Origin of the sequence: Caballeronia hypogeia, assembly GCF_001544875.2 — a bacterium.
In the GTDB taxonomy this organism is placed as follows: domain Bacteria; phylum Pseudomonadota; class Gammaproteobacteria; order Burkholderiales; family Burkholderiaceae; genus Caballeronia; species Caballeronia hypogeia.
Window position 1 is genome coordinate 516660 of sequence record NZ_FCOA02000001.1, and the last position, 25954, is coordinate 542613.

Annotated in this window: 25 protein-coding genes; 5 read left to right on the forward strand and 20 right to left on the reverse strand. The window is 56.8% G+C overall.

Translation table 11 applies throughout. The features are described 5' to 3' along the window. Positions 1–21 precede the first annotated feature (21 nt). Entirely contained in the window at positions 22–438 is a 417-nt protein-coding gene (locus tag AWB79_RS02390) for a hypothetical protein (RefSeq protein ID WP_061165741.1), read from the reverse strand. A 310-nt stretch (positions 439–748) separates the two neighbouring features. Here AWB79_RS02390 and mnmE point away from each other — a divergent pair, with 310 nt between their 5' ends. Continuing rightward, on the forward strand, positions 749–2137 hold the full coding sequence (gene mnmE, locus AWB79_RS02395; RefSeq protein WP_061165742.1) for a tRNA uridine-5-carboxymethylaminomethyl(34) synthesis GTPase MnmE: 1389 nt from the start codon (positions 749–751) through the stop codon (positions 2135–2137). A gap of 9 nt (positions 2138–2146) precedes the next feature. Here mnmE and AWB79_RS02400 read toward each other — a convergent pair whose 3' ends face one another. Further along, complete coding sequence (locus AWB79_RS02400) at positions 2147–2617, reverse strand: SgcJ/EcaC family oxidoreductase (protein WP_061165950.1); 471 nt, start codon at positions 2615–2617, stop codon at positions 2147–2149. Then, positions 2614–3240, reverse strand: a complete 627-nt coding sequence (locus AWB79_RS02405) for a LysE family translocator (RefSeq protein ID WP_061165743.1) — start codon at positions 3238–3240, stop codon at positions 2614–2616. Before AWB79_RS02405 ends, AWB79_RS02400 begins: the two co-directional genes overlap by 4 nt. 405 nt (positions 3241–3645) lie before the next feature. On the opposite strand from AWB79_RS02405, the gene sap1 reads away from it, so the two are divergent. Continuing rightward, positions 3646–3990 (forward strand): surface attachment protein Sap1, encoded by a 345-nt coding sequence (sap1, locus tag AWB79_RS02410; RefSeq protein WP_061165744.1) that lies wholly within the window; start codon positions 3646–3648, stop codon positions 3988–3990. Between the two features lie 255 nt (positions 3991–4245). Beyond that, a complete protein-coding gene (locus AWB79_RS02415; RefSeq protein ID WP_061165745.1) occupies positions 4246–4797 on the forward strand; it encodes a YaeQ family protein in 552 nt (183 codons plus the stop codon). A 2-nt stretch (positions 4798–4799) separates the two neighbouring features. On the opposite strand, the gene AWB79_RS02420 is transcribed toward AWB79_RS02415, so the two are convergent. Then, a complete protein-coding gene (locus AWB79_RS02420) occupies positions 4800–5207 on the reverse strand; it encodes a VOC family protein (RefSeq protein ID WP_061165746.1) in 408 nt (135 codons plus the stop codon). A gap of 273 nt (positions 5208–5480) precedes the next feature. Here AWB79_RS02420 and AWB79_RS02425 point away from each other — a divergent pair, with 273 nt between their 5' ends. Then, the gene (locus AWB79_RS02425; RefSeq protein WP_061165747.1) at positions 5481–6611 is read left to right on the forward strand and encodes a site-specific integrase; all 1131 of its coding nucleotides are present in this window, start codon (positions 5481–5483) and stop codon (positions 6609–6611) included. Positions 6612–6784: 173 nt separating this feature from the next. On the opposite strand, the gene AWB79_RS39285 is transcribed toward AWB79_RS02425, so the two are convergent. The 8 genes from AWB79_RS39285 to AWB79_RS02460 form a co-directional block, all read right to left on the reverse strand. Continuing rightward, positions 6785–7015: a hypothetical protein gene (locus tag AWB79_RS39285; protein ID WP_157695678.1), complete on the reverse strand. Its 231-nt coding sequence runs from the start codon at positions 7013–7015 to the stop codon at positions 6785–6787. Between the two features lie 218 nt (positions 7016–7233). Beyond that, positions 7234–10272: a type III restriction-modification system endonuclease gene (locus AWB79_RS02435; protein WP_061165749.1), complete on the reverse strand. Its 3039-nt coding sequence runs from the start codon at positions 10270–10272 to the stop codon at positions 7234–7236. Between the two features lie 9 nt (positions 10273–10281). Then, positions 10282–12195, reverse strand: coding sequence for a site-specific DNA-methyltransferase (locus tag AWB79_RS02440; RefSeq protein ID WP_232470789.1), 1914 nt, complete (start codon positions 12193–12195; stop codon positions 10282–10284). Positions 12196–12206: 11 nt separating this feature from the next. After that, entirely contained in the window at positions 12207–13004 is a 798-nt protein-coding gene (locus tag AWB79_RS02445; RefSeq protein ID WP_061165750.1) for a DUF4391 domain-containing protein, read from the reverse strand. After that, entirely contained in the window at positions 13001–13150 is a 150-nt protein-coding gene (locus AWB79_RS39290; RefSeq protein WP_157695679.1) for a hypothetical protein, read from the reverse strand. Before AWB79_RS39290 ends, AWB79_RS02445 begins: the two co-directional genes overlap by 4 nt. Further along, complete coding sequence (locus tag AWB79_RS02450) at positions 13147–16386, reverse strand: helicase-related protein (RefSeq protein ID WP_061165751.1); 3240 nt, start codon at positions 16384–16386, stop codon at positions 13147–13149. Before AWB79_RS02450 ends, AWB79_RS39290 begins: the two co-directional genes overlap by 4 nt. A gap of 143 nt (positions 16387–16529) precedes the next feature. Further along, positions 16530–17141: a recombinase family protein gene (locus tag AWB79_RS02455; protein WP_061165752.1), complete on the reverse strand. Its 612-nt coding sequence runs from the start codon at positions 17139–17141 to the stop codon at positions 16530–16532. Positions 17142–17311: 170 nt separating this feature from the next. Beyond that, positions 17312–17683: a hypothetical protein gene (locus tag AWB79_RS02460; protein ID WP_063963434.1), complete on the reverse strand. Its 372-nt coding sequence runs from the start codon at positions 17681–17683 to the stop codon at positions 17312–17314. Positions 17684–18165: 482 nt separating this feature from the next. Between AWB79_RS02460 and AWB79_RS38035 the strand changes: the two genes are divergently transcribed. Beyond that, positions 18166–19893, forward strand: coding sequence for an RNA-directed DNA polymerase (locus AWB79_RS38035; protein WP_074169319.1), 1728 nt, complete (start codon positions 18166–18168; stop codon positions 19891–19893). A gap of 184 nt (positions 19894–20077) precedes the next feature. On the opposite strand, the gene AWB79_RS02465 is transcribed toward AWB79_RS38035, so the two are convergent. From AWB79_RS02465 to AWB79_RS39295, 8 genes are all read right to left on the reverse strand, one after another. Next, positions 20078–21037, reverse strand: coding sequence for a tyrosine-type recombinase/integrase (locus AWB79_RS02465; protein ID WP_096031492.1), 960 nt, complete (start codon positions 21035–21037; stop codon positions 20078–20080). After that, entirely contained in the window at positions 21034–21738 is a 705-nt protein-coding gene (locus AWB79_RS02470) for a hypothetical protein (RefSeq protein WP_157695680.1), read from the reverse strand. Before AWB79_RS02470 ends, AWB79_RS02465 begins: the two co-directional genes overlap by 4 nt. A gap of 257 nt (positions 21739–21995) precedes the next feature. Continuing rightward, positions 21996–22424 (reverse strand): hypothetical protein, encoded by a 429-nt coding sequence (locus AWB79_RS39970; protein WP_063963435.1) that lies wholly within the window; start codon positions 22422–22424, stop codon positions 21996–21998. A gap of 250 nt (positions 22425–22674) precedes the next feature. After that, positions 22675–22983 carry a hypothetical protein gene (locus AWB79_RS02480; RefSeq protein WP_061165953.1) on the reverse strand — a complete coding sequence of 103 codons (309 nt, stop codon included), beginning with the start codon at positions 22981–22983 and terminating at the stop codon, positions 22675–22677. Positions 22984–23861: 878 nt separating this feature from the next. Then, positions 23862–24152: a hypothetical protein gene (locus tag AWB79_RS02485; RefSeq protein ID WP_061165754.1), complete on the reverse strand. Its 291-nt coding sequence runs from the start codon at positions 24150–24152 to the stop codon at positions 23862–23864. 143 nt (positions 24153–24295) lie between these two features. After that, on the reverse strand, positions 24296–24544 hold the full coding sequence (locus AWB79_RS02490) for a hypothetical protein (protein WP_061165755.1): 249 nt from the start codon (positions 24542–24544) through the stop codon (positions 24296–24298). 419 nt (positions 24545–24963) lie between these two features. Then, on the reverse strand, positions 24964–25335 hold the full coding sequence (gene traJ / locus AWB79_RS02495; protein WP_061165954.1) for a conjugal transfer transcriptional regulator TraJ: 372 nt from the start codon (positions 25333–25335) through the stop codon (positions 24964–24966). A 308-nt stretch (positions 25336–25643) separates the two neighbouring features. Next, the gene (locus AWB79_RS39295) at positions 25644–25898 is read right to left on the reverse strand and encodes a TraK family protein (protein ID WP_157695681.1); all 255 of its coding nucleotides are present in this window, start codon (positions 25896–25898) and stop codon (positions 25644–25646) included. Between the last annotated feature and the right edge of the window lie 56 nt (positions 25899–25954).

Sequence of the window (25954 nt, forward strand, 5' to 3'; positions counted from 1 at the left end):
AGGAGCTTCAATGGAGAAGCTTCACCGCTTCATCGACCCATAAAACTGCTCGATCAACTCCTCGAGCAAGTACCGATGATGCGGCGAAAGCGCTTCGATCTTCGTCGCCAGTTCGAGCGTCTCCTCGGACGCCGGATATTGCTCGTCGCGAGCGAGCGGCTTCGGCGTCGCCTGCGAACTGCCACTTGGTGGCGGACCGTAATGCAGCCAGTGTTGATCGACCTTGAACCAGTCCGAGAGCGTCTTCAACTTATCGGCCGTCGGAATCGAACGCGCCGTGAGCCACTTGTGCGCGGTCTGCGGCGAGACCGGCTCGCCGCGATAGCGCAGATTGAAATGCAACGCGAGATCGGTTGCACCGCGCATCTTTTCAGGTGCGCGCGTCATCGAGAATTTGAGCCGCTCGGAGAAATCGGCTTTTTCTTGTGGAGTAGGCATGGGCTGGATTGTGCGAGGCAATCGCTGCTTGTGAGTCAACCAATTGCGCTAGATTTGGCGTAGCTCTGCGTCGATTTATCTTATTTGCGCGTGAAATTTGGCTGTCATTTAGCAGTCGATTTTCGGCGTTGAGGCTCTAATCAGCAAGCCTCTCCGCTCACGCCTCGTGACATTCCCGTCCGGAACTTTTGGCTCAGCCGTATCTCAAAAAAGATAACCGAAGGGCGCGCCTTTTGCCAGCACGCTCCGGCGCGGGATAGTCGCCGCGCTACAATGCCGGCACTCCGAAATCACCCGACGCACTATCGATATGCTGAGCAACGACACCGACCCGATCGTCGCAATCGCCACCGCGCCCGGGCGCGGCGGAATCGGCGTCGTGCGTCTGTCGTTTGGGCGCGCGGGTGAGGCCGCCGCGCAGAAGGCCATGCACGCGTTGTGCGGCCAGGCGCTCGCGCCGCGTCATGCGAGCTATGTGCCGTTCTTCGACGGCAACGGCGAGGCCCTCGATCGCGGCATCGCACTGTATTTCCCCGCGCCGAATTCCTACACGGGCGAGCACGTGTTCGAACTGCAAGGACACGGCGGCCCGATCGTGCTGCAACTGGTTCTGCAGCGCGCACTCGAAGCGGGCCGCGACTACGGTCTGCGGCTTGCCGAACCGGGCGAATTCACGCGACGCGCGTTCCTCAACGACAAACTCGATCTCGCGCAGGCGGAAGCCGTCGCCGATCTGATCGAGGCGAGCACGGAAGCCGCCGCGCGCTCGGCTGGCCGCTCGCTGGAAGGCGCGTTTTCGCGCGAAATCCATGCGCTCGTCGAGGACGTGATCACGTTGCGCATGCTCGTCGAGGCGACGCTCGATTTCCCCGAGGAGGAGATCGACTTTCTCGAAGCCGCCGATGCGCGCGGCAAGCTCGCGCGCATCCGGGCGCGGCTGGACATGGTGCTCGCCGATGCACGTCAGGGCGCGCTGCTGCGCGAGGGGTTGTCGGTGGTGCTCGCGGGTCAGCCGAACGTCGGAAAGTCCTCGCTTTTGAACGCGCTCGCCGGCGCGGAGCTCGCGATCGTCACGCCGATTGCCGGCACCACGCGCGACAAGGTCGCCCAGACGATTCAGGTCGAAGGTATTCCGCTGCACATCATCGACACGGCCGGGCTGCGCGAGACGCAGGACGAAGTGGAGCGCATCGGCATCGAGCGCACGTGGGGCGAAATCGAGCGCGCCGACGTCGTGCTGCATCTGCTCGACGCGCGCGAAGGCACGACGCCGGAAGATCAGGCGATCGCCGCACGCTTCCCTGCAGGCGTACCGGTCGTGCGGGTCATGAACAAGACGGACCTGGCCGGCGCGCCGGCGGCGGCGCACGACGGCGCCGGCCAAGCGCGCGAAGTGAATCTCTCGGCGAAAACCGGCGACGGGATTTCGCTTTTGCGCGACGAGTTGTTGAAGATCGCGGGCTGGCAGGCGGGCGCGGAAAGCGTGTATCTCGCACGCGAACGCCACTTGATCGCGCTGCGCGAAGCCCGTGAGCATCTGGCGCTGGCCGCCGGCCATGCTGAGCAGCAATCGCAGGTGCTCGATCTGTTCGCGGAGGAATTGCGGCTTGCGCAGGACAGTCTGAACGCGATTACCGGCGAATTCACGTCCGATGACCTGCTGGGCGTGATCTTCAGCCGGTTCTGCATCGGAAAATAGCGCCCGCCCCTAGGCTCCTTCCGGTTTCCCGACTTCGCGCAATTCCGCGCTGAGCTTCTCGCTTTCTTCGGGTCGCCCATGAAAAGCCGCAGGCGTGTTCTGGAACATCTCGATCCGGTACGCGCCGTCGCACAGCGACAGCACCGTCGTCTGAATGGCATTGAAACGTGGATCGAGTTCGCCCGCGTGGCGCGGCCACATGCCCGCTACCCCGCGCACGAGCAAGGTTTGTCCGCCCGCCATTCGGCGGACTTCGCGCACCTTCGCAACGAAGCGCGGCGTAGGATGTTGCGCGAAGATCGGCTTCAGATGCGCCTCGATGCACGCGCGCCCGTCGACTGCGCTGCCGTCGAAGCCCACCAGGCTGCCGCGTTCGGCAAAACGCGCGGCCATCGCGGCGGCGTCCTGCCGGTTCCAGTCGTCGAGCAGGCCGAAGTAGACGTGCCGCGCGCTCGTGGTCCAGTCGTCGGGCTGACTCATGTCGCCTTCTTCCATGCTGCCGCGAACACACCGGCGCTCATCAGCAGCGCGCCACCCGTGCGGTTCACCGCGCGTTGCACCGAAGGCTTGCGAATCGCCTTGCGCGCGCCGGATGCGAGCAGCGCGTACGCGAACGCGTTGGCCGCCGCGAGACCGACGAAGGTCGCTTCGAGAATCGCGATCTGCGACACGCTCGCCGCGTGCGGATCGACGAATTGCGGCACGAACGCGACGAAGAAAATGATGCTCTTCGGGTTCAGGGTCGTGACGGCGTAGGCGTGCGCAAGAATGCGGCCGGTGCGCAGTTCGCCGGTGGGCTGCACCGCGTCCGTGTCGATCACGGGCGCGCGCCACAGTTTGATGCCCAGATAGACCAGATACGCCGCGCCGATCCACTTCACGACCATGAACAATTCGGCCGATGCCGCGAGCAACACGCCCAAGCCAAGCATCGACGCGGTCATTGCGGTGAGGTCGCCGAGCGCAACCCCGGCGGTTGTTACGAGCGCGTATTTGCGGCCATGGCCGAGCGCATACGACACGACGAGCAGCACCGTCGGACCGGGAATCGCGACGAGAATGGCCGACGCGATCGCGAACGGCAGCCACTGGGTGAGAGTCATGCTGGTTCTCCTGTTTCCTCTTGTTCGATGGATCGATTTATCCACGAACGCGCGAGCGTGGCAATAGGCCGTTCAGCCAGCTTGACGGCTGCGGCCGCTGTGTCGGGATCGTGATCTCCAGCGCACATGCGCCTAATGCACCGCACAAAAGCAGGCGGGAGGCAAATTGTCGCAGCACGTGCGGCCTTACGGCGGAATTTCATTCCGCTCAGCACACAATTCGATGATTTTCGTTTAAAGCCCTTAAACCTTGTTTCCAGGAAAGGCCCTGCGACATTCTGACGTGTTGCGATCGCACACAACATATGCTTGCAAGTTCGCCTCAGTCATCTAGCATGAGTTTTGCGGTCATCCGCTTTTAAATACATAGCTAAATTCAAAACGGTTTCGTTTGGAGGCTATTACATGAAGAAACGCGCCAGTGTTCTTTTCGCGATGATGGGTTTGTTTGCCGTGGTATCTGAAGCACAAGCTCAGGACAGCGTTATTCAGCCTCAGCAGACCTTTACTTTCCGGCCCAATTCGTATGGCTGCTTGTCCAAGGACAAGTTTGATTCGGCCGACCAGCACGCGAAAGCCGGCGAGCACCAGAAGATGCAGCAGTATTTCGAAGGCTATGAATGCATATCGACACCGGTCGAATCGCATTTTCGCGTATTGCGCGTAGTGGGGCATGACGTCGAATTCGTCAATGCTTCGAACAGCGATACGCAAGGCATGTGGACCGCCGATCGCTTCATCGATCAATAATCCTTATTCGCGTTTTACCTGACACGGCATTCCGGCGCGATATTTTAATCGCGCCGGAAATTCGGGTCGCCCGAGAATAAATCGTGGTATAGAACCATCGTTGCATTCTATGCCGCCGCGCCCCAGGGTAACGGTGCGCGTCTGATCGTCTTCCAAATTCACATCGATTCGCCGCACAATGTCGGTTTCGCGCGAATGCTCGCGCCTCACCGACAATCCCGATGCGCCGTCCTCAAAGCCGGCGTCCTGAACCGAATGGCCCTCAAATCCACGATCTACAAGGCGGACCTCCAGATCGCCGACATGGATCGCCACTACTACGGCGATCATTCCCTGACCATCGCGCGGCATCCATCCGAGACTGATGAACGGATGATGGTGCGCGTCGCCGCCTTCGGCCTGTTCGCCGACGAGCGCCTCGAATTCTGCAAGGGTCTCTCCGATACCGACGAGCCGGATCTCTGGCAAAAGGATCTCACCGGACAAATCCAGCTCTGGATCGAAGTCGGTCAACCCGACGAGCGACGCATCTCGAAGGCGAGCGGCCGTTCGGATCGTGTGATCGTCATCGCGTATGCCGGCAAGACGGCGGACATCTGGTGGCAGGGCGTGAAGGGAAAGGTCGAGCGTCTGCAGAACGTGACGGTCTGGTCGCTCGCGGACGGCGTCGCTGAAGCGCTCGGCAAGCTGGCCGAACGGACGATGCGCCTGCAACTGATGATGCAGGACGGCGATGCTTCGCTCGGCAGCGAAACCGTCGATGCGGTCGCGATTCGCTGGAACGTGCTCAAGGCCGGCCCGGCCTGATTTCAGGCTTCAGGCGGTCCTTTGAGTTCGATCATGTTGCCCTCCGGATCGAACAGATAGAGCGACGGGCCGAAGCCCTCCGCGCCGTAGCGTCGCGCCTCTTCGCCGATGCGCGCGCCGTGCTGCTCGAGATGCGCGCGCAATGCGCTGGCATCGAACGGCTCGACGCGCACGCACAGATGGTCCATGTTGCGGCCCGCGCCCGGCTGACCGCTTTCCGGGCGATCGATCTTCGCACCCACGGCGAGTAAATCGATCAGTGAGCTGCCGGCGCGCATCTGCACGAGCCCCAGATCGCGCTGCTCCTTTTCGACAGGGCAACCCAGCACGTTGCGATAGAAGCGCACCATGTTGTCGATATCGGCGCAACGGATCACGACATGGTCGATTTCGCGGATTTTGAAGTGCATGGTGTCGCTCTCGCGGTGGATCCGAGGAGCAGTTTAGCGCGGACGGAATGGGACTGGACTGGAGGTTGAAGACAAAAAACCCCGCAAGCCTGGCCGGGTGCGGGGTTCTTTGTTGAACTGCTTTGGAATGAATTCGTGGTGGGAGGAGGAGGATCGAACTCCCGACCTTCGCATTGCGAATGTAAAAACCACGCTATATAGCACCGGGCCGCTAGCCTAGCCGTCGATTATTTGCCACAATTTTGCCACACCCCTAATAGCAAGCACTGAGATATGCCGACCATACGAAAGCGCGGAAACTATCAATGGGAGGCGCAGGTGCGCCGGCGCGGTTACCCAGCGCAAAGCAAGACTTTCAACACAAAGGTTGAGGCAGAAGCTTGGGCCAGCATGATCGAATCGGAAATGTCGCGCGGTGTGTGGCTGAGCCGCAGCGAGGCCGAAACCACGACTCTCTATGAAGCACTGAAACGCTACGAGGAGGAAATCTCGCGGTCGAAGAAGGGGGCTGCGCAGGAATTGTCTGTCCTGAAGACCTGCAGAACAGCTGACCTAGCGAAGCGGCCGATGGCAACCATTCGCAGCGCGGACTTAGCCAAGCTCCGAGATGAATGGCTGAAGGACTATAAGCCTGCGACAGTCTTACGTCGCCTGGCAGTGCTGTCCCATGTCTTCAGCATCGCCCGCAAAGAATGGGGCATGGACAGCTTGTCGAATCCGGTCGAGTTGGTCCGCAAGCCACAGCCAAACAACGCCCGCACCCGGCGTATTTCAGTCAAGAACGCGCCCCTTAGTACGGGGGACGGAGAAGATTCCGAATCGCAGCGTGGCGCGCAAAATGGCGAGCTCGAACGTATAGCCAAGGCTAGTGGTTCGACGTTGCTCCCGTCCATCATCTGGCTGGCCGTCGAGACCGCGATGCGCCGGGGCGAAATCGTGTCTTTACTGTGGGTCAACGTGGACCTAAATCGCCGCGTCGTGCATTTGCCATCGACAAAAAACGGAGACGCCCGTGACGTGCCACTGTCGTCGAGAGCCGTTGCGGTGCTCCAGGCGCTGAAAGCCGTTCGAGATCACGCTCAAAACGATTTAGGCGAAAATGGCGAGAACGACGCCGATCGGGTATTTAAGATCCGCAGCGACGCTGTTACTAGGGCGTTCGAGCGCGCCGTAGCGCGCGCCCGAAAGACCTACGTCGACGAAACTCTGGCGACTAAGATAAGACCAGATGGCAAATTTTTGACTGATCTTCGCTTTCACGACCTGCGGCACGAGGCGACGTCTCGACTGGCCTCGATCTTCCCCATGCATGAACTAACAAAGATAACGGGCCACAAAGATCCACGCATGTTGATGCGTTACTACCATCCACGAGCCGAGGATCTCGCAAAGCGACTGTCATAATTACACGAGCTGTTTGTGCCGGGTTACATTGTCTGCGTGCCGCGACACACAGCGATTATTAGCTCCCTCGGCACATGCAGACACGGCGCGTGGACGGCGCAAATTTCTTCTGCAAAATTCAGTGTTATAGCAACGAACTACACGACTTCCCAGTTGTGGAGGTACATTTGCCCCTATTTTTTGCGTTTCCGCGCTTTGTAGCGCTGAGAATTTTTGGTTCCCGGCGGCTGTTCTTGCATCAGCATGCCCTCTTTAACCATCGGATATATGTAACCGGCCCGTATGGTGTTTTTATTCATGTCCAGGACGAGACAGATTTCGCCGAGACTGACATATTTTTCCCTACAAATTTCCAGAATTCTTTCGCGCAAGGATTCTTGAGCTAATTTATTTCTTTCCACCATCGTTTGAGTCCTTCCAAGATGCGTTTGTGCGACTTCTGAGGCCGCGAGCATTGTCAAAATTGCCGCGCCGGTGCAGCCTTTATCGTGACCTGCTGAGAGAGCTTTTCAATTTCTAGCTGCGTCGGCGAACCTTCACCGCAGCCGCGGCCTCTGGCTTGAGCGTACCTCGCGCCAGGATGCTCATACTCCCGGTGCGTTCGGCGGAGCGCATATGACCGTCACTCCTCAGAGGCTTGACACAAATTGGCAACCTCGTTTAACAGCCCCGTTACGTCCTTGAACTTGCCGTATCGCGCCGGGTTCTCCCCCACAGCTAGCGCTTGAAAATGCGCCCGACCGCATTCAATTTTTGCGATTTCGCGGTCGCGCAGATCGTCGGCAAATAAGCTACTTTTGGTTTCGGCCACGAAATAAAGCTTGTCCCCATCAGTTGTTGCTACCAGCACGGCCCAGTCCGGGTTGTAAGTACCCAACGGCGTTGGCACTTTGAACCACCCCGGCAACTTCGCGTAAACCTTAATCGCCGAATTCTTTTCAAGCTGATCAGCGAAGTCCTTCTCGACATCCGAGTCATAGACCACGTGCTCATAGATCGACTTGGTCGTGTTCATCAACATGTTTTTGAGGTAGCCGGTAAGTTCTTCCTGATCGAAAAGTTCCATCGCGTAAAAGTGTTCATTTCCCAGCTTTTGATACTTGACGCCATTGACCAGCGCTAACCGCTTGCAACGATTGATCGTCTCGCCAGCGATTTCAATAAATTGCTGTGGATTACGCTTGAAATCCATCAGCCGCCTGCTGCCAGTCAAAATACTGATGATCGTACGACGAGTCAGCTGCGTGCGATCCTGCAAATCGGTAAGCAAGTCTGGAAGCTCGATGTGCGTCTCATCCAGGACAACTGTGGCTGCACCGGCCTTTTCCGTCGCCTCGACACCAGCCTTGCCGATGGCTATATCGGCCTTGCGCCATTGCAGGCGGGCCTTGGCAATTGATGGCGCTCCATTTAAAGCAGCGATGCATTCTGCGACGAGCTTAGCGTTGTCGAACTGAACCCGATACGTGGTCTGATGTTTGATCCGATCCCACAGTGCATTGAACTCAGCGCTGAGGTAGATTGCCTTGCGTATCGGCACCTGCTTACGCTCGTCAGCGTTCTTGATTTCCAAGCGTCCAGACACCTTGCGCAGAAGCTCGGCGATGAGTATACGTTGGGCCTCAAACTCAACGGGCAGCGCTAGTTCCCCGTCTTTCAATGCCGCTTTCAGCGAGTCTTGAACCTTGCCCCTAGCGTCGATGTAACCTGTGGCTCTAAGGTGTTCCCATAGGACTTTGGACAACTCGACACCCAATGGCGCCATCCGGCCGTCGGCATCTGCAACTGCGAGAGCCGCGAAATGATGCACCTCCACGATGCCGAATCGAATGCCAGTGTCTAGCTCAATTTCCTTCTGCAAGTTTTCTGCGAATTCTTCATAGTTCTCGGTGGCAATGACAGTAAGCGTATTGACCTCGAAACCACGCACCCTCTCGCCCTGTTGGTTCACGCAAAGACGCAGGCCCCGGCCGAGGGTCTGGCGGCGCTCGCGTTCGGAGCCGATTTCGCGCAGGGTGCAGATCTGAAACACGTTGGGGTTGTCCCACCCTTCCTTCAGTGCCGAGTGGGAGAAAATGAACTTAAGCGGCGTGTCGAAACTCAGCAGCTTTTCCTTTTCCCTCATAATCAAATTGTATGCGCGCTCGGCGCTTTCGCGGCTGCTCGCATTGCTTTCACTGGTATCCGTCCAGTCACCTTTCTTGTCGATGGAAAAGTAACCGTTGTGCACGTCTTCGGCAACGCCGTTCAAGTCGATCTCGCCGAACAGACTCTGGTAGGCAGGCAGTTTGGCCGCGCGACGGTACTCCTCTTCAAAGATGCGGGCGTAATCGCCCTTCTTCGCGTTGCCCTCCGCGTCGTACTGACGGTACCTGTCCACCGCATCGATGAAGAACAATGACAAGACCTTGATGCCCAGCGGGCGCAGGCGCATTTCCTTGTCCAAGTGTTCCTTGATGGTCCGGCGGATCATTTCGCGCTGCACGGCCAATGCATCGACATCGCCATGAGCCTGACCCAAGGTCAAATAGACTTCGCCGCCGGGATAGCGCAGCTCGAGATATTCCTGGCCTTTTGCGGTGTTGATCTCGCCGACGCGAAAATTGGCGTAAATCGGGCGCTTGGCAGCCTGCGCGAGGTCGTCACCGTCATACATAGTGACCTCCTGCCGCCTTACTCCGCGCGCCGTAGCGACATCCAGCTCAACTTTGGCGCTGACCATGCCACGACGGTTGGCCACCGAAACCAGACGGACGAAGGGCTTGTTGTATGCATCCTCCACAGTGGCGGATGCCACCTCAATCTGCTTAACCAGCTTACGCTCGTACGCGTCCACCGCATCGAGGCGGAACACCATGTGGTGTTTGTGCACATGGGTCGCAGAATAGCGCAGCGTGCACAGCGGGTTCATCTCATCGAGCGCGTTCTTGCCCGCCCCGGTCAGCCCACCGTCCACGCTCTGGGGTTCATCGACGATCACGACGGGTCGAGTCGCCTTGATCAGATCGATGGGCTTCTCGCCGCCGGTCTTTTCGCTGTCCTTGTAAAGGTTATTCACTTCCTTTTTGTTGATTGCGCCGATCGTGACCACCATGATCTGGATGTTTGAGCTAGTGGCGAAGTTGCGCACTGGCCCTAGCTTCATGGAGTCGTAAAGGAAGTAGTCAAAGGGCACACCGGCGTAGAGCCCCTTGAAATGATCCTCAGTGATCTGCAAGGTCTTGTAGACGCCTTCCTTGATGGCCACCGATGGCACCACGATAACGAACTTGCTAAAGCCGTAGCGCTTGTTCAGCTCAAAGATGGTGCGCAGGTAAACGTACGTCTTCCCAGTGCCCGTTTCCATTTCAACGGTGAAGTCGCCTGAAGCAAGCGTGCTGGACGGCGGCAGGCCGCTGCGAAGCTGGATGTCTGCAAGATTCTTATGTAGTTCATCGTCCAGCAACGTCAACCGGTTGCCAACTCCCAAATCAGACTCGGCTACACCCAGTGTCAGCTGCTCTGGCTTGGTGCCTGGGAACATATCGTCGGCAACGGGTGGTGGCGTCTTCATCGTCACCGTGAATTCGGTGCGGCACAGCTCCTGGCCGCGGAACAGGTCGCAAACGGCCGCAATGGCCTGCGTTTGGTAGTCTAGATTGGGCTCGAAGTGCAGTTTCATCGTTCGCGCTCACAAACTGCGTACATTCTGGATTCCATGCTGCTCCAGAATGGCGGCGAGATTAGTCTTGGTTACATCGTCCGCGAAGGCGCTATCACGGAAAACGCAAGTGGTATCGACAGCAGGCGCGAGTTCCTTGTGCCAGGCGACGATGCCCAGCGCCAACGGCTCCGCATCGTCGAGAGTGATCGTCGACGCGAGACAGGCCATCAACACGCCGCTTCCAATCGAATGCACTTCCTTACCGTTTATCGTGCGTTGCTCAATCGGCACGCACAAATCCAAACCTAGCTTAAGCAGCAGTTCGTAGAGGATGTCCGATTCGGTGCGTCCTTCGACGAGATGGTCCTGATGGGCAAAAAGAGTCTCCTCCAGATCGACGGGGTCGGGATTCCAAGCGCGGATATTCGAGTTGTCGAGTTTAAATACGCGAAATCCAATGTCGCCCGAGAACGTCGGGTTGTCAGCCTTGACCTTGGAACCAGCGCGACGCAATCGCTCCTTGGTCAGCTCGGCGATGGTGCGCGGCTTGCCCAGCCGGTCACAAAAGTCTGCCGCGGTCTTCTGTTCCCTGTTTGCAGGATCAAGGCGTTCCGGGAGTTGAACTGTTATATAGCGCCGGCGGCCATTATCGGCGGCGTTTTGAGACACGACTGCATGCGCGGATGTCCCTGACCCAGCAAAGAAATCCAACACGATATCCTCGCCTTCGGAGCCTTGTTCTATCAGGCCCTCTATCAGCCTCACTGGCTTTGGAAAATTGAAGATACGCGTGTCGAAGAGCGCGTCGATGTCGGCAGTGCCATCGCGAGTGAAAATGCCATCGCCAACGATCGTCGAGTATCCCGTGAAGTCGGAATCCAGTTCGGAAAGGAATGCTTTACGACGAGGACGTCCATCCGCCGATGCGGGCCAGAGAATCCTGCCTTCGGATATCAGACGTTGCATCGTCTTCGGTTCATAGCGCCATCCCATTCCCGGACAACCATAGTTGATCCCAGTTTCAGGATCTATGAGGTCGTAATGGAGATTCGGCCGGCGATCAGCTGTTGCAATGCCAACCATGTTGGCGCTGGTCCAATCACCCCGAGGATCGCCGTCTTGATTTGAATATTGACTGCGATCGCGAGCGGCTCCCCTGATCGAGCTGCCGTAACAGACGATGTATTCGTGGTCTACGGATGCTCCCGTCACGGTACGGTTGTCCTTGTTCTGCCTGCTCTTCCACACAAAGCAGGCAAGAAAATTCTCCTCGCCGAAAATATCATCCGCAACAAGCCGAAGGCGCGGGAGTTCGCCATCGTCAATGCTGATGAAAATCGCACCGTCGCGCCGAAGCAGGTTACGCGCCAACTTCAGCCGGGCGTACATCATGTTCAGCCAGTCAGTATGGAACCGCCCGCTGGCCTCGGTGTTGCTGCTGATCTTCTGTCCGCTCTCGACCTGCCCGGTCAGTTCCAGATAGTTTCTGAGGTTATCTTGAAACTTGTCCGGGTAAACGAAGTCCGCGCCCGTGTTGTAAGGCGGGTCGATGTAGATTAGTTTGACCTTGCCTGCATAGCTCTTCTGCAGTAGCTTGAGAACCTCAAGGTTGTCCCCCTCGATCAGCAGGTTCCGGGTGGTGTCCCAGTTCACGCTTTCGTCGGGCTTCGGAAGCAGCGTGCCGGTCGAGGGTGCAAGCGCCAATTGCCGCGCTCGCCGCTTTCCATGCCAGTTGAGACCATATTTCTCTTCGGCGTCGGTAACGGACTTGTCACCCACCAGCGTCTTGAGCACATCCACATTCACCGCAACACCGTTCGTGCCTTCGGTAAGGAGTTCGGGGAACAGAGCCCTAAGCTGTTCAATGTTTCCTGCCACAAGGTCCGCGGACTGAGCCGCCGGGCTGCTCGCTTCCAGTTTTTGCATCTGCATTTCTGTCATGTCAGTCATCTTCAAAGTTGTTCGCGCGCCAATATCAGCTCCGCGTTGATGTGCTTGAGCGCAAGGTTCAATTCCACTTGCTTTGCTATCTGCTTTTCCCTAACCGCCAAAGCGCGCAAGCGAGCGATCTCCTTCTCCAGCCGCCGGCAGGTGCGCAAGGCTTCGCGACGTGCAGAGGCTTCGGCCGGAGAATGGCTTTCTGTGAAATTGCCCGTGTATTGCGCTGCCTGCAAGGCCGTCACGCAATCCATCCAGCCTTGATACAAGATCAATAAATTGGCTTGGGGCTGGCGTGCGAATGCTAGAGCCTGCACGAAGGGATGTTCGGGTGTCAGGTCCAACGCGAGGCCTACCGTGGTCGGCTCATCGGTCAGCACCACTTTGCCTGCTTCATTCTGGGCCCAGCGCTTGTGTGCTAGGGACAGGAAAAGGCCATGCGGTGCAGCCAACAGCAACAACACTGGGTAAGGTACCGCGCGGTGTACCAACTCTGCCATACGCGTGATGTCGACTGGCCTCTTCTTTGAGCCGGCGTCGCCATCCATAGGCGCATGTCGCGCAGTGATGGACAGCACCGCCACCTCTAGGTATTCGCATTCATCGTCGCGATACTCCGCCACGCCTACCGTGTTGGGTTTCAGAGCGGCAAGCCACTGAATTTCCTCGACAACGTCATTGATAAGGCGCCTGTCAGCTTTGGCCGATGCGGCGTTCTCGACAAGCATCTTCTTCGGAACGCGTTGATCTACACGGCAAGTGGCCGGTAACGCGAGGGCTGCAATGAGCATTTCGGTCAGCGTGTTGCTCATACGACCAACGCACCACCGAACGCCTTCATCGTTTGCTCGCTGTCGCGGCGCGTGCCCGCGTTGCCAGCAACCTGCACGATGAGATTCAGCAATGCAACCGCGCGCGGGCGATGAGTGCCGCTGAGGTCATAAGTCTCGGTGCTCATACGGCGCCCTTTGTATTTGGCGAGATCGTCTGACTCCCATCTGGGAGTACCACCAAGAAGGCGACTACTTCGAAATCACTACTGCCGGCAAATTCGCCCTTCATAGCGTGGGTGCCTCCGGGCGAGAAGAGGCTGGCTACAGCGCGCTCTTCGTTCTTGCCCGCAACGGACGCCACGGCAGCAGCCAACAGCTTTTGGGCATGGCGCATGTCCTCACCCTGCCTCGTGCTTTTATCGAAGCTCGCGCAGGCAGCTTCGTCAGGCAGGTCACGCCCGAGAGCCAGACGCTTGAGCCGGTCAAGGATTCGCTTGGCCTGCGGGTAGGGCAGGAGCACAACGCCGTCATCGCCCACATGCGTCAGGTAAATCGGCGCCAGCGGATAGTCGGACTGCTGGCCAGTACTGCTCAGTTTGGCGACCCCGGCTCCCTCCGCTCGCAAGCAGAAGATGATGCCAGGGGGAATGTCGGCGTCAATACTGGTGGTGACTGCGTGGGTACCCAACGCCAAGCGATCGAGCTGACGAGGGTGGTCCTTGAGGTACTGCGCGAGGTCGATCCGAAAGTCAGTCAGCGTCAAGTCGGTGATGGACACGCCATTGCTCAGGTCTTCCATGTCGATGACCGTGTCCTGCAACTTGAGTAACTGCTTGCGCCGGTACTCCAGATCGTTCATTTGGTTGCCCGACTGCTGCTCGATGAGATTTTCTTCGCCCGTAGCCGAAACATCGAGCAACACCATGCGCCCGCTCACCCGCTGTTCGAGGCCGATGTATTCTTCCAATTCCATATTCGGCCAGAAATTCACCAACTGGATGTTCTGGTTAGGCGAGCCGATACGGTCGATACGACCGAAGCGCTGGATAATCCGCACCGGATTCCAGTGGATGTCATAGTTAATCAGCCAGTCGCAGTCCTGGAGATTCTGACCTTCGGAGATGCAATCTGTGGCGATTAGCAAGTCGATTTCGCCTTCTGCCGCCATGTCTGCCGGCCGCTCTTTGGCGAGCGGTGCGAAGGCCGACAAGACGCTGCTCATGCTCTTGCGCAGACCGGGCAGGGTTGTCTGGATGCCGGCACTGCCGGTGATCAATCCAGCGTCTATGCCGAGAACGGACTTGGCCCACGGCGCGAGGTTGGCATACAGGTATTGCGCGGTGTCGGAGAAGGCGGTGAAAACGATAATCTTGCGATTGCCGGCGTTAATCGGCGCGCGGGATTTCTGCTCGATCATTTCGCGCAGCTTGGCCAGCTTGGCGTCACGCTCCACGTCCACCTGTTGGGCGGCCGCCAGCAACGTAGCTAGGCGATTGCGGTCTTCGATGAGGTCTTGACGCCACCGAATCAAGTCCACGTCGCTGACCAAAACCTTAACCTTGCGCCCTACCAACAGTGATTCGAATGCGGAGTCGTCGATGTCGACGTCAGCGATGTCGATTTCCTCGAAGCCCTCGGCGTGATCCTCGATGCGTGCCAACACAGCTTCAACGTCTTTGAGCTGCCGCTGCACGGTGAGCGAGAACGACGACACGGCGCTCTCCATGCGCTTGAGCACGTTGACCCGCAGCAGGTGGATGAGGCTCTCCTCACGGTCAGTCTGGCGAAAGAAGCTCTCGCCCCCCCGGATTTCGGTGCTGTATTTGGCGTCGTAGGCGGCCTGCTTGTGCGGTAGTACGTAACGCAGCGGTGCGTAGCTGGCTAGATTTAAGCGCCGGATTTCAAGGTTGATGTCTCTTATAGCGCGGAACTGCCCTGCCAAATCCACGTCAGCCTTGATATTTATGGGCGGCAGGCGGCCTGGGAATTTGCCGGTCTCGGCCGTGCCATAGTATTTTTCGACATGTCGGCGCGAACGCGCGATGGTTAGGCTATCCAATAGCGCGAAGTAGTCAAAGCCCAACATTTCGACCAAGTGGCCGGGCGTGCGCTCGGCCTCGTCCATTTCCAACCAGCGGTTGAACTGAGTTTGCGCCTTGCGAGTAGTCTGCTCGATGCTGTCGATGCCGTGCTCGACCAACGCGGTGTCGTCGCCCTCGGTGACAAACGCGATTTGATTTTTCAGATCAGCTAGACGGTTGTTGACTGGCGTGGCCGACAGCATAAGCACGCGGGTCTTGACGCCTTCTTTGATGATCTTGCGCATAAGTCGGTCGTACCGAGTCTCGGTCCCCTGGCGCGGCGACTTTTTGTTGCGGAAATTGTGGCTCTCGTCGATGACCACAAGGTCGTAGTTGCCCCAGTTCACATGGTTCAAGTCGATATCGCCAGAGTGGCCACCGTCGCGCGACAAGTCGGTATGGTTAAGTACGTCGTAGTTAAATCGATCGGCCGCGAGGGCGTTGCGTTTGTCGTTGGCCTTGTAGAGCGTCCAGTTGTCGCGTAGGCGCTTTGGCGCAAGCACTAGCACGCGATCGTTGCGAAGCTCGTGATACTTGATAACGGCCAGCGCCTCGAAGGTTTTTCCAAGCCCCACGCTGTCCGCAATGATGCACCCACCGAAGCGGGCCAGCTTATCAATAGCTCCTACAACGCCATCGCGCTGGAACTTGAACAGCTTCTTCCAAACAACAGTGTTTCGGATGCCGGTGGCCGATTTGACGATCCGCTCCTCATCCATCTGGTCGCCCCGGTTACCGAATAGGTGACTCAAAATCAGCGCATAGAGCGTGAACGGCGCATGATGCTGCCCCATGTCCTGCAGGGCTTCAATCAGGGCGGTCCGGCTGTCAGGTTGCGCCTGCAGCGTGGACCATTGCTGATCAAACCAACGGGCCAGCTGCGCCGCCTCGTCAGCTGATTCAGATGCCTGGATCAGATTCAACGGGTTGCTGGGCGTCAGGCCCAGACCATCTGTACTGAACGCAAACGATCCCATCACTACTTGGTCAGCCGTGCCGTCCGGTGCGCGCATGACGGCGGCTCCTTGTGGCACCCGACCGTGAGCGCGGCGGAGTTCAACATCGCCACCGATCCACTTAGCGCACTGGTTAGCCAGCCAGCGAACTTGCAGCCGATTTCGTGCAGCCCGGTCTCCCTCACCGCCACAGAAGTCCAATCCGTCATCCGCTGGAGGAAGGATGAACTGCACGCGATTCAGCTTCGCGAGAACGTCGCGTAGTTCTGCAAACGCAAACAACGAGAACAACGGCGTGACGCAACCAAAATGCTGCCCCGGCTTCAAATGTGGGCGCATCAGATCAATGACTCGATCTAAGCCACTGTTTTTTATTAGTTTCACGACCTCGAATTCCCCGTTATTTAGAGCAACCTCAGTCCGATGCGAGAGCTTAAATCCACACCAGCATCGAGAGGAAATTGCAAAAGAGACGGAACGGCAACTCTGAGCGAGCTGCTTCGATTGAAATTGCTTTCATTGGCATCTTATAGGTATAGCTTCGCCGTGCTGGCTTGGGCCTGTGTGGTAGCAGCCGGCACTTGACTGCGGGGTGCCACTTTGTAAATGGTTGTTCGTGAGACCTTGTAGCGTTGCGCAATCTGGCTGACCGGGATAGTCGGGTCAGACATCAGCCGCCTGATTTCCCTGATTTGCCGCATGTCTAGTTTCGGCTTTCGACCTCCAGCTCGGCCTCGCGCGCGCGCTGCAGCAAGACCTGCCTGCGCGCGCTCCCGAATCAGGTTGCGCTCGAACTCCGCCAACGCGGCGAAGACATGGAAGATTAGTTTGCCGGCCGCGCTGGAGGTCTCGATCCTTTCAGTGATGCTTTCGAAGCCGATAGCCTTTTCTTCCAGTTCAGCGACAATTCGCACCAAATCGGGCAGGCTGCGTCCGAGCCGATCCAGTCTCCACACCACAAGGGTGTCACCAGCGCGCAGTGCCTTTAGGCAGTGGTCGAGTTCGCCACGGTCAGCGGCCTTGCCGTTGGACCTTTCTTCGTAGATGCACTGAACTCCAGCAAGGCTCAGTGCATCGCGTTGCAAGTCCAGATTTTGGTCGTCCGTCGAGACTCGAGCAAAGCCAATCCGTTGATTCATTGACAATTTCCGGACGCTGAAAGAATGACGGGAATTTTAACAATCTCGACACTTTTCCGACAGGCGTTCGGCATGAAGGTCTTCGGTGTGCGGGATACCACCGTTTTCTTGACTAGCACTCGACACCCGCGTTTTGGGTGCTGGTGACGACCGACGGGAAATAGACAAGCTCAAGGGCTTGCAGGCGTACGTGCGCTCGATCCGGCCGGACCTGCCGGCGTGCGCTCACTAGCTTGCTGCGCTGTGCGTATCTTGCGGTCCAGCCGCCGGGCCTCCTTCTCCAGTGCGTCAATCTGCCGGCACAACGGGCGCATCTCATCCAGCAGCTGGGCCTCACGCTCCTGAAGTTGAGGGACCACGTGCGTGTAATCCCACTCGTATCGTTTCAGGGCGAGCCGCGTGTCGGACCACGCGCGATCAATCGGGCGCAGGTTGGCCCGCAGCTCGCGCAGCTCCTGCCAGATGGCTTTCTGCCGCCGCTGGTCGGCCTTGATAAGGGCCATCCGCCGCAGTTCTTCAGCCAGGTCGGGGCTTATGGTCATGAACCGTGTCCAGTGGAGGAAGGATGGTCGAACCCCCGATCTTGGCGCTGCGAAACGCCGCGCTCTCCCATTTGAGCCATCGTCCCCTCAGACGCAGTGAGCGTTGATCGTAATCCATGTCATGCTCGATTCGGGAATGACAGTTTTTCCTACCGCGTAACCCCTCATATACCTACAAAAAGCAAAACCGGCCTCGCGATCACCGACAGGGACCGGCCGCCGTCAGGCGCAGTCCGGCCAGCACGGGTCATTGACCCTACTCATGTCGTGACACCGGCGTCATTGACGCCTCGAAAGCGGTCGTTCACTCGATTTCTCAAGTTTCGCGTTCTACTGCCGTAGATACGGCTTGATCTGTCATCGCTCAATATTCGAATGCGGTAGACGCCACCGGTCGCGAACGTCCTGTGTGTCAGATCACCGTGTCACGGCTTGGTAGCTCAACGTTCTACGCTGACGCTCAGAATGTACCAACTTTTATAATGACAATTTACAAAAATCTTCTTGCCCGTGGTTATCTCCCGAAGGAGCTTCCTCCTTCATTTTTTTCAGATCACTTCGCGGCTTACGCAACCTCCAAGGCTGGAAGGGCAGTTTTACAGAGCTACAAACCTGCTGATAACTTCACCGAGTGTGTCTCATATCGCCTCGCGCTACCTGGCTTAAACCATCGACTTCTCCGTATTCCCCATCCTTTCTCCTATTCAAAACTGGCTAGGATTACCGCGAAGAATTTCCGCCGCCTTCTTCAAAAGGCTGGCAAATCCCCCTTCTCCAAAAGTCGTCCTGTATATCAAGTTCGGCAGCGGCGTGCCTTACGGACACTTGTCAAGCCCAGCAACCTAGCACGCGAACGGGCTTTGAGCCGTGGAGGTTCATCGCATCTTCTTAAAGTCGACGTTAGTCAGTTTTATCCGTCTCTTTACACTCATGCAGTCGGTTGGGCGGTTGACCCAAAGCTTCGGGAACGAGCCAACTGGTCAAAAAAATCTTTGGTTGGCAAACAACTTGATCAAGCCCTAATGGATTTACAAGGAAAGGTTAGCCAAGGAATCCCGATTGGCACTGACCTCTCATTTCTGCTTGCTGAAACGGTTCTTTCTCAAGTCGATAGGTCTATCGATATAGGCAAGAGTAGAGCTTATCGCTGGTTCGATGATTATGAGTTCGCATGTGATACGAGAGAGGAGGCTGAAAGAATTTTATCCAGCCTCCAACGCGAACTTGATAGCTACCGTCTGCGGCTCAATCCCAAAAAAACGCAGATTATCCAGCTGCCGCAACCAGCGAGTGATGGCTGGCACGACGTCATAATCGATGCGAGCAAAAGTGCATTTTCTCGCCCCCACGCGATGGTTAAGTATTTTGACATTGCATTTTCTCTGGCATTAAAGCATCCAGAGCTACCAATATTGCTGTATGCAATCGGAGCACTTTTCCAAAACCAGAAACCATGGGATTCTATTCTTCGTGTAGCGGAAAGTTGTATCTCACAAGCACTGCTACAAGAACCTGGCTGTGCACAAAAGGGACTTTCGCTTCTTCAATTTTGGCAAATCAACGGTTGTCCGATTGACAGAAATCTTTGGTCGCATACGACCGAGCAAATTATCCAGCGCCATGAACGGAGCGGTGCCAGCAGCGATGTAGCATGGGCCCTAGCTTTCTGTATAGCTCAAACACTGCCCGTATCAAAGAAGGCAGGCCGCATTCTTGCCTCTCTCAACGACGACGTGATATCAATTCAGTCTTTGCACGCCAATTCATTAGGGCTGGTTGATAACATTTGTAAATCTGGAATAGAAAAATTTCTTGCAAATAGCGAGATGGACGGCAACCATTGGCTTGCAATATATGAATCCGTCCGCCACGGTTTCCTGCCTAGCCTTACCCCGAAAGTGACAAGTAATACATTGATGAATGACATGCTTGGCAAAGGCGTTACCTTTTACCGCCCCAGCACGCCATCATACTCGCTAGTGATTCATTCAGGAGGGGCTCCAGATTGGATTACCCAAAAATGGATCAATGCCATTACTACGACAAGCCCGGAAAAATTTGAAGAAATTTTTGCTGGCAATTCCATGCTTGCGCTCTTGGGACAAGGCCTAAAAAACATCGCGCATCACGAGAAAAATGAAATCGAAATTTTGCTGGACTTGATGGGTATCGAGGAACCGGAAACCGCTGTCTTTGAGCCCTACGCTTGACACCAAAATATCCGAACGTCCTAGAACTTCCGGGGCTCTCTTAGGTAACTCAGAAATGTCTGATGGCATCGAAGAACAGCCATTGGGGTTCGGATGTCTTGATAGTCCGCTCAGGGTCCGGTCAGCGACATTCAAGCCGCGTCTGGCGTGCGTATAAAAACCTTTTTGGAGCGATGCCTCGCCGTTACACGAGGATCCGCTCCACCTCATCCAGACTGATCTCGTCGCGTCGCCGGTCGTACAGCTGCGTGGTGCGCGTCGACGCATGGTTCGCCATCGCCGCGGCATTCTCGAGCGTGCCGCCATTCTTAAGGTATGCGGTGATACCGGTTGCGCGAAACGTATGGTTGCCGATCTTCGTTCCGATGCCGGCTACAAACGCACGGCGCCGCACCATCGCATAGGCGTTGGCCTGTGGCAACGGCGTGTCGCTGAGCTGCCCCGTGCCGCGTGCAACTGTGCGAAACAGCGGCCCCCTCGGATCGTCCGCGATCCCGGTGCCCTCGAGGTATGCATGCAGGTACGCCTCGAGCGTGTGATGACACGGCATCGCATGCGTCTTGCCGCCCTTCTCACGCAGGCGCACCCAGAGGCGCCGCTGCTGCACGTAGACATCCTCCCCGCGCATCGCGAGCGCCGCGCCGATCCGCGCGAACGAAAACACCATCAGCGCGATCAGCGCCCGGTCGCGCAGTCCGATCGGCGTTGACACGTCGATGCTGTCGAGCAACTGCCGCGCTTCCGTGGCATCGAGCACCGGCGTCTTGCCCTTATTTGTGGTGTGGCTGGGGCCGCGCACCGACGCAGCCGGGTTGTGCGGCACGATTTGTCCGGTCACCAGCCAGTCAAACAGGTGGCGGATCGCCGCGAGCCGCTGCTTGACGGTCGGCGCGGAGTGCGTTTGCGTCTGCAGCTCGACCCAGCTCGCAACATGCAACGGCTGCACAGCCGTGATCGAACTCGCGCCGGCGCCAGCGCACCACGCCAGAAAATCCCCGGCCGCCCGAGCATACGCACGCCGCGTATGCGGATTGCGGATCGCCGACGCGAAGAACTCGAGAAACCGGACGCTGGCGCGCTCGCCAGCCGCGACCACCAGGGTTGGCAAAGCGGCCGATGTCGGCGCTAGGAGTTCGATTTTCAAGGTTTATGCTCCGGTGCCACGATCAGATCGTGCAACTCAATAATTTCCTGGTTAAAGCTTTCAATCCGGGCCAAGTAGCGCTGCGCCCACTCTTGGTACCGTTCAATTGGATAAAGGAGTTCAGAGTCAGATTCATCCGGCTCACTATCCGATGAGTTGCGAAAGCGATCCTGCCGCAGGATTTTCTTGTTGGTTGGTGCAAGACGTTCCCGCAAAAAGATGATAGCCATCTCGCCGCCGGCGGTGTTCCATATGTCTTTTCGCAATCCATCCCTTACCTCCGCTTTTATGCTTTTTCTGCCACCGATGCCAATCAGGCGGTCAAGTTTTGCTACGACGGCGAGACCGAAGCGCTCGCGCAGCAAGTCGCGATAGTCGTTGAGCTTGTCGATGCGAAGTTGAACAGGAAGCAAGGTCTCGTCCAAGCTATAGCGAATTGCTGTGAGATCCGCGTGTGTTCCTTTTCCACTGGCGATGCGTTCCAGATGGTAACGAACCCCTGTTGCAGAAAAGTAGAGCTCGCCGAGCGACTTCGCAGCCTGGCGATGCTTACCACGCTCCAATGCGTCGACGCCCGCCCCGACAAGCTCACGGAGGTCCTTTACCAACCCTAGTATCTCTCGGACTGCCGAAACCGCATCTGTGAAAGTGCCAGGCAACGCTGTCCGACTGCTTCCTTTTGACGCTCCGCTTTCGTCCATTGCAGTCTCCCCTGTAGCGGCGCTCTAAAACGACTGATAAAGGACATTATCATATATAGGTGCGCCTCTCATCGAGCATTCCGCGTGTGCGCACGACATGCGCACAATACCCCCGTCTCGAAACAGAGAACTGTAGAGACAACATGTTTGAAACAGATGATGACGTTGACGCGCCCACCCAATATCAAGGCGGAGTTAAGGGCCTCAGCCCCGCTCCGATGCATCGGGTGTGGGCGCTCGAAGACAGCCGTTCAAGTTCATTCGGCCTTCGTTAACCTTTCGATTCGAACGTTTGACGCATCAATGAAAGCCAGGGCATCATCCAAAGCATCGTTAGCTGCTTTTGTAGATTTCGCAACGCTCTCAAATAGGTCGAGTAGATCAGGCGGCAGGGGGTCGTTGAAGTCATCGTGAACATCGAGCTTGCCATCTAGAAGACCGAGCCGAACGCATGGCGAGAGACTGGAGACAAACTGCTCTCCGTGCTCCACGGAAAATCTTACAAGTTCCCGGTGCCCATCCGGATATTTCTTAATACAGAGTCCGACAGGGGTATCCGCATCGCGGTAGTAAATCGCCCTTCCTGCGTCAAGATGCTCGCGCGCTGCACGGCCATCGTCGGATTGCAGAAGACGAATCCACTCGTCCGTATCATCTGGCAGACCTTTGAATTGGTCATCTTTCATAGTAGCTCCAACTCCGACGTTGAGTGAAGTTTAGCCGCTAAATCTGCCGAGTTCGCCAGCTTCTTCGCATCGGCCGTAGGTCGTTAGCGGTGCGTTCATGATATTAGTTTAAGGGCAGTGCGCTGTTCGGCTAGCGACGGATGAGCCTCTGAATCGCGACTGTCGTCGCAAGCTTTCGCCAGGTTTGAGCACCAAAGCACTGGGAATATCAGCGCTGAGCTGCAAGGGGGCCTGTAAGACTCTGAAAGACCTATACCGCTTCAGGACGACCTTGGTTGCTGTGTCGCTTTCGAATTTTTCGGCCCAGCTTCCTTACTTGTTTCTCAAGCTCCTCGATCTTTGTGAGATAGGGCCTGAGCTCGTCCATAATACGGTCCTCCCGTTCCCGGAGTTGCTTGACCATGAATGCGTAGTCTCGCTCGTATTTTTGACGAGCCACCCACGTTTCCGACCACGCGCGATTGAGCTGTTCGCTGTCCTTCCTCACCTTCCGCAATTCGCGTATCGCCGTCTTCAGTTGCGCATCTTCTGCCAGTTCGGCAGCTAGTTCCGGGTTCATGTCAAGCCTCGCTTGCGCACGGTCCACTGTCACATCGCTTCGATTACAGCTCCGCACAAACTTGCCGTTCTAGTCTGCGGGATTGAACCAACCGCGCGCCCCCGTACTGTCAATGAACGGGAGCTGACGGCCTTACGCGCCATTGCCGTTGATGCCATCGCACGCAGATTCAGGGCCTCTTGCACAATCTCAAGCCGCGAGGCACGGCTTCGAGGCCCTTACGGGACCGCCATGAGCGTCGAGAGCCCCGAAACAACCGCGCCTCGATGTTGTTGATTCAGGCCGTGCGAAAAATCGTGCCGCCGCCTCTACGTTGACAGTACGGGGGCGGGGTTGGTTGCTATCGACTCAACTCCTGTGGGGCTCGTCCTTCTCCTTGTCGATACGCCGATTCGAAGCGGAGATGAACGACAGGCGTCGTCTACAGCGTCATTGGCTTTCTGGACAAACGCAGCTCAAGGAACGCGCTTACGCCTTTCCCGCTCCACCATCGATCATCCCTTGTTATTAATGTAGCTCGCCGCTCGGCAGTCGGGTGGGGTTCTCAACCCCTCCCTTCTACCGAGAAGCTTATTTCTTTCGGGCCGTCAACCTCCGTCCGCCGCCTTCGGCGGTGTCTTGAGACGGGGCTTGATGGAATAGCGCCGCGGTCCCTTATAGCTCGGCAAAACCGCTATCAAATGCTCGCCTTGCAGGTAGTCGACCGTCCGGATACACCTTCAAAATCCCGTCCATCCCTTCCGGAGCCGACACATACGCCGGTTGACCGGCTGCTAAGACCGCTTCAAACGGCCGCTCACGCAGAATGGCTCTAATGTCCAGCTCGAACGGGCGCGGCTTCCGCGTCGAACGTGCCGCTTTGCGACCTGACCAACCCATCACACCGAGGTCCCGAGCGCCGACACTTCAAATCCAACAACCTCGACCGCCGACGCCGCAGCATCCAACGACTTAAACACCCGAGCGGCACCATCCTTAACCGCTCGCAACGCCACCGCTCGATCTTTCGTTCCAAAGAAGCGAACCACCCATCCGCCTGGAACACGAACCAACGCAAAGGCCGTCAAGAGGTTCCCATCGCGCAGCTCCGACGCTACCCGCTGCGTTACCAATGCCTGATCCGAGAACGCCGGCAACTCCAATGTCCTACGATCTGTCACATCCTTCATGCAATCCCCCGCGGTTTTAGGAAAACATTGTGACGTTCTTCAAAAGCATCAAGACATTCTTGATGGTCGGGAATACGTTAACCCAAACCGAATAGACGTTCTGTCCTGCCCCTCGTTTGTCAACAGCGCTTGTGACAGATGACCTATGCGCTATTTGCAATACCGTCAGGGTCTTCCTTCCAGAACCTCTCCCCCACGCGGAACCCGAGTTGCCGAGCCAACTCACGCGGCAACCGCAATAGAATCGAAGCCTTCTGTCGAACCACCAACACCTCGAAATCAACCCCCTGGATTTCGACGTTCAACACCTCGTCATCAAACAGCTCGTAGTACGTCTTCCACGGCGTTGTACATCCGCCCTCGCTCTGCTCAACTATCCTGTCTCCGCTCATTTATTCTCCTTTACCACGTATTCACCGTCGTACTCTGCCGCATATTCTTCGTCGGCGAGTTATATACACCAGTCCGCGTCGTCACAAAGCTCGACACGTCCTCGTTCAGGAGCGAAATTTAGCCGCTAAATCCGCCTAGCGCGCCAGCTTCGGGCGATAACGGCAACCGCACGTTCGGAACACTGGACCGTTCCCGGCGAGCAGGCAAGAGCCTGGACTGAAAATTTAGCGGCTAAATCCTGACGGTCCTTCGAAGACACCGTCGGAGAGCCGAAGAGCCAATACGCCCTTATTTTGCAGTCCGCGACAGGCGGCAACTTCAGGCGACCGAAATAGCCGGCGTTAATCGCTTTCATTGGAAGCGGTTAAATTTGTAGCCACTCATTCGAAAAGCATGACGGATGACGACCGAAGATGGGCTACCGGGCAGCTGGTTTTTTAACGAGATCGAGCATTGCTATTTGCATCGTAACAATCCGTTCGAGCACGCCATGAATAACCCTGCGCATTTGCGCAGGATCCTGCGAGCTGAGTTTTTCACTATTTGTCAGCCACAGCTTTAATAAGCCACCAAGCCGCCCTTGATCTCCATTAATTTTGGCAAGCTTTAACACTAGCTCTGCATCGATGACTCCCTTGATGCGGTAGCCCATTCCGACGTTACGCAGATACATCGAAACACTCATTCCTGCCTTACGCGCGTTCTCTTCAATGCTCGCCTTCTCTTCCGGCAGGCACCACACTTTGATTGGCGTAGAACCTTTTCGGGTGGCCTTCACTTCGTTATCCATTCTGGCGTTCATTCGGTATGCGCCCTCTGGTCGGGCCGTCGTCACCACGAGGTGACCACTCGCCTCAACACGATTTCCGTTGAGCGCGGAGCGCGAATAAGGAAAGTGAAGAAGGTCCGCCCGCTTGCGGGTGGGCCTACTTCACCTATCTTGCCCGAGTTCTAATCGATACGACTCAGCAACAGTGATCAAGATATTAAGGAATAAAAGCGATCAGTGTGGTTCAAACATCGAACTGTTCATTTTCTGACCGCTTTCATCTTGATAGATCTGCGAAAGTTCGATTTTTGATCGGAATTATCTTTAGTCTATCTTGAAACGTACGGCTTTTTATCGGTGATTAGACTCCTCACGTATCGGCGAAACGCTTGATATCCGAAAGAAATCACGCCTTCGTCTCGAAGGGAACGATGGATCGCAAGAACCGACCAGCCTTCCTCGATCGCGCGCTCAACCTCGGATTGAACGCCAAGAAAAGTGGCACGGTTAGCCGCACTAGAAGGGCCACCTGATTGCGCCAACACTTGTGCCGCGATTCTCTGCGATAGGCTCATTTCTTCCATAAGGGTTCTCCATTCAAAAGCGCTCGGATGTGAGCACTATAATATTTTCGCCTCTG

What these genes read in the sequence shown, in the direction of transcription:
- AWB79_RS02405 (WP_061165743.1), bottom strand. Translation starts at nt 3,240, where the DNA reads ATGACTCTCACCCAGTGGCTGCCGTTCGCGATCGCGTCGGCCATTCTC.
- mnmE (WP_061165742.1), top strand. Translation starts at nt 749, where the DNA reads ATGCTGAGCAACGACACCGACCCGATCGTCGCAATCGCCACCGCGCCC.
- AWB79_RS02400 (WP_061165950.1), bottom strand. Translation starts at nt 2,617, where the DNA reads ATGAGTCAGCCCGACGACTGGACCACGAGCGCGCGGCACGTCTACTTC.
- AWB79_RS39290 (WP_157695679.1), bottom strand. Translation starts at nt 13,150, where the DNA reads ATGAGCACCGAGACTTATGACCTCAGCGGCACTCATCGCCCGCGCGCG.
- AWB79_RS02390 (WP_061165741.1), bottom strand. Translation starts at nt 438, where the DNA reads ATGCCTACTCCACAAGAAAAAGCCGATTTCTCCGAGCGGCTCAAATTC.
- sap1 (WP_061165744.1), top strand. Translation starts at nt 3,646, where the DNA reads ATGAAGAAACGCGCCAGTGTTCTTTTCGCGATGATGGGTTTGTTTGCC.
- AWB79_RS02440 (WP_232470789.1), bottom strand. Translation starts at nt 12,195, where the DNA reads ATGACAGAAATGCAGATGCAAAAACTGGAAGCGAGCAGCCCGGCGGCT.
- AWB79_RS02460 (WP_063963434.1), bottom strand. Translation starts at nt 17,683, where the DNA reads ATGACCATAAGCCCCGACCTGGCTGAAGAACTGCGGCGGATGGCCCTT.
- AWB79_RS02425 (WP_061165747.1), top strand. Translation starts at nt 5,481, where the DNA reads ATGCCGACCATACGAAAGCGCGGAAACTATCAATGGGAGGCGCAGGTG.
- AWB79_RS02415 (WP_061165745.1), top strand. Translation starts at nt 4,246, where the DNA reads ATGGCCCTCAAATCCACGATCTACAAGGCGGACCTCCAGATCGCCGAC.
- AWB79_RS38035 (WP_074169319.1), top strand. Translation starts at nt 18,166, where the DNA reads ATGACAATTTACAAAAATCTTCTTGCCCGTGGTTATCTCCCGAAGGAG.
- AWB79_RS02490 (WP_061165755.1), bottom strand. Translation starts at nt 24,544, where the DNA reads ATGAGCGGAGACAGGATAGTTGAGCAGAGCGAGGGCGGATGTACAACG.
- AWB79_RS39285 (WP_157695678.1), bottom strand. Translation starts at nt 7,015, where the DNA reads ATGGTGGAAAGAAATAAATTAGCTCAAGAATCCTTGCGCGAAAGAATT.
- AWB79_RS02445 (WP_061165750.1), bottom strand. Translation starts at nt 13,004, where the DNA reads ATGAGCAACACGCTGACCGAAATGCTCATTGCAGCCCTCGCGTTACCG.
- AWB79_RS39295 (WP_157695681.1), bottom strand. Translation starts at nt 25,898, where the DNA reads ATGGAAGAAATGAGCCTATCGCAGAGAATCGCGGCACAAGTGTTGGCG.
- AWB79_RS02420 (WP_061165746.1), bottom strand. Translation starts at nt 5,207, where the DNA reads ATGCACTTCAAAATCCGCGAAATCGACCATGTCGTGATCCGTTGCGCC.
- AWB79_RS02470 (WP_157695680.1), bottom strand. Translation starts at nt 21,738, where the DNA reads ATGGACGAAAGCGGAGCGTCAAAAGGAAGCAGTCGGACAGCGTTGCCT.
- AWB79_RS02485 (WP_061165754.1), bottom strand. Translation starts at nt 24,152, where the DNA reads ATGAAGGATGTGACAGATCGTAGGACATTGGAGTTGCCGGCGTTCTCG.
- AWB79_RS39970 (WP_063963435.1), bottom strand. Translation starts at nt 22,424, where the DNA reads ATGAAAGATGACCAATTCAAAGGTCTGCCAGATGATACGGACGAGTGG.
- AWB79_RS02455 (WP_061165752.1), bottom strand. Translation starts at nt 17,141, where the DNA reads ATGAATCAACGGATTGGCTTTGCTCGAGTCTCGACGGACGACCAAAAT.
- AWB79_RS02435 (WP_061165749.1), bottom strand. Translation starts at nt 10,272, where the DNA reads ATGAAACTGCACTTCGAGCCCAATCTAGACTACCAAACGCAGGCCATT.
- traJ (WP_061165954.1), bottom strand. Translation starts at nt 25,335, where the DNA reads ATGGATAACGAAGTGAAGGCCACCCGAAAAGGTTCTACGCCAATCAAA.
- AWB79_RS02480 (WP_061165953.1), bottom strand. Translation starts at nt 22,983, where the DNA reads ATGAACCCGGAACTAGCTGCCGAACTGGCAGAAGATGCGCAACTGAAG.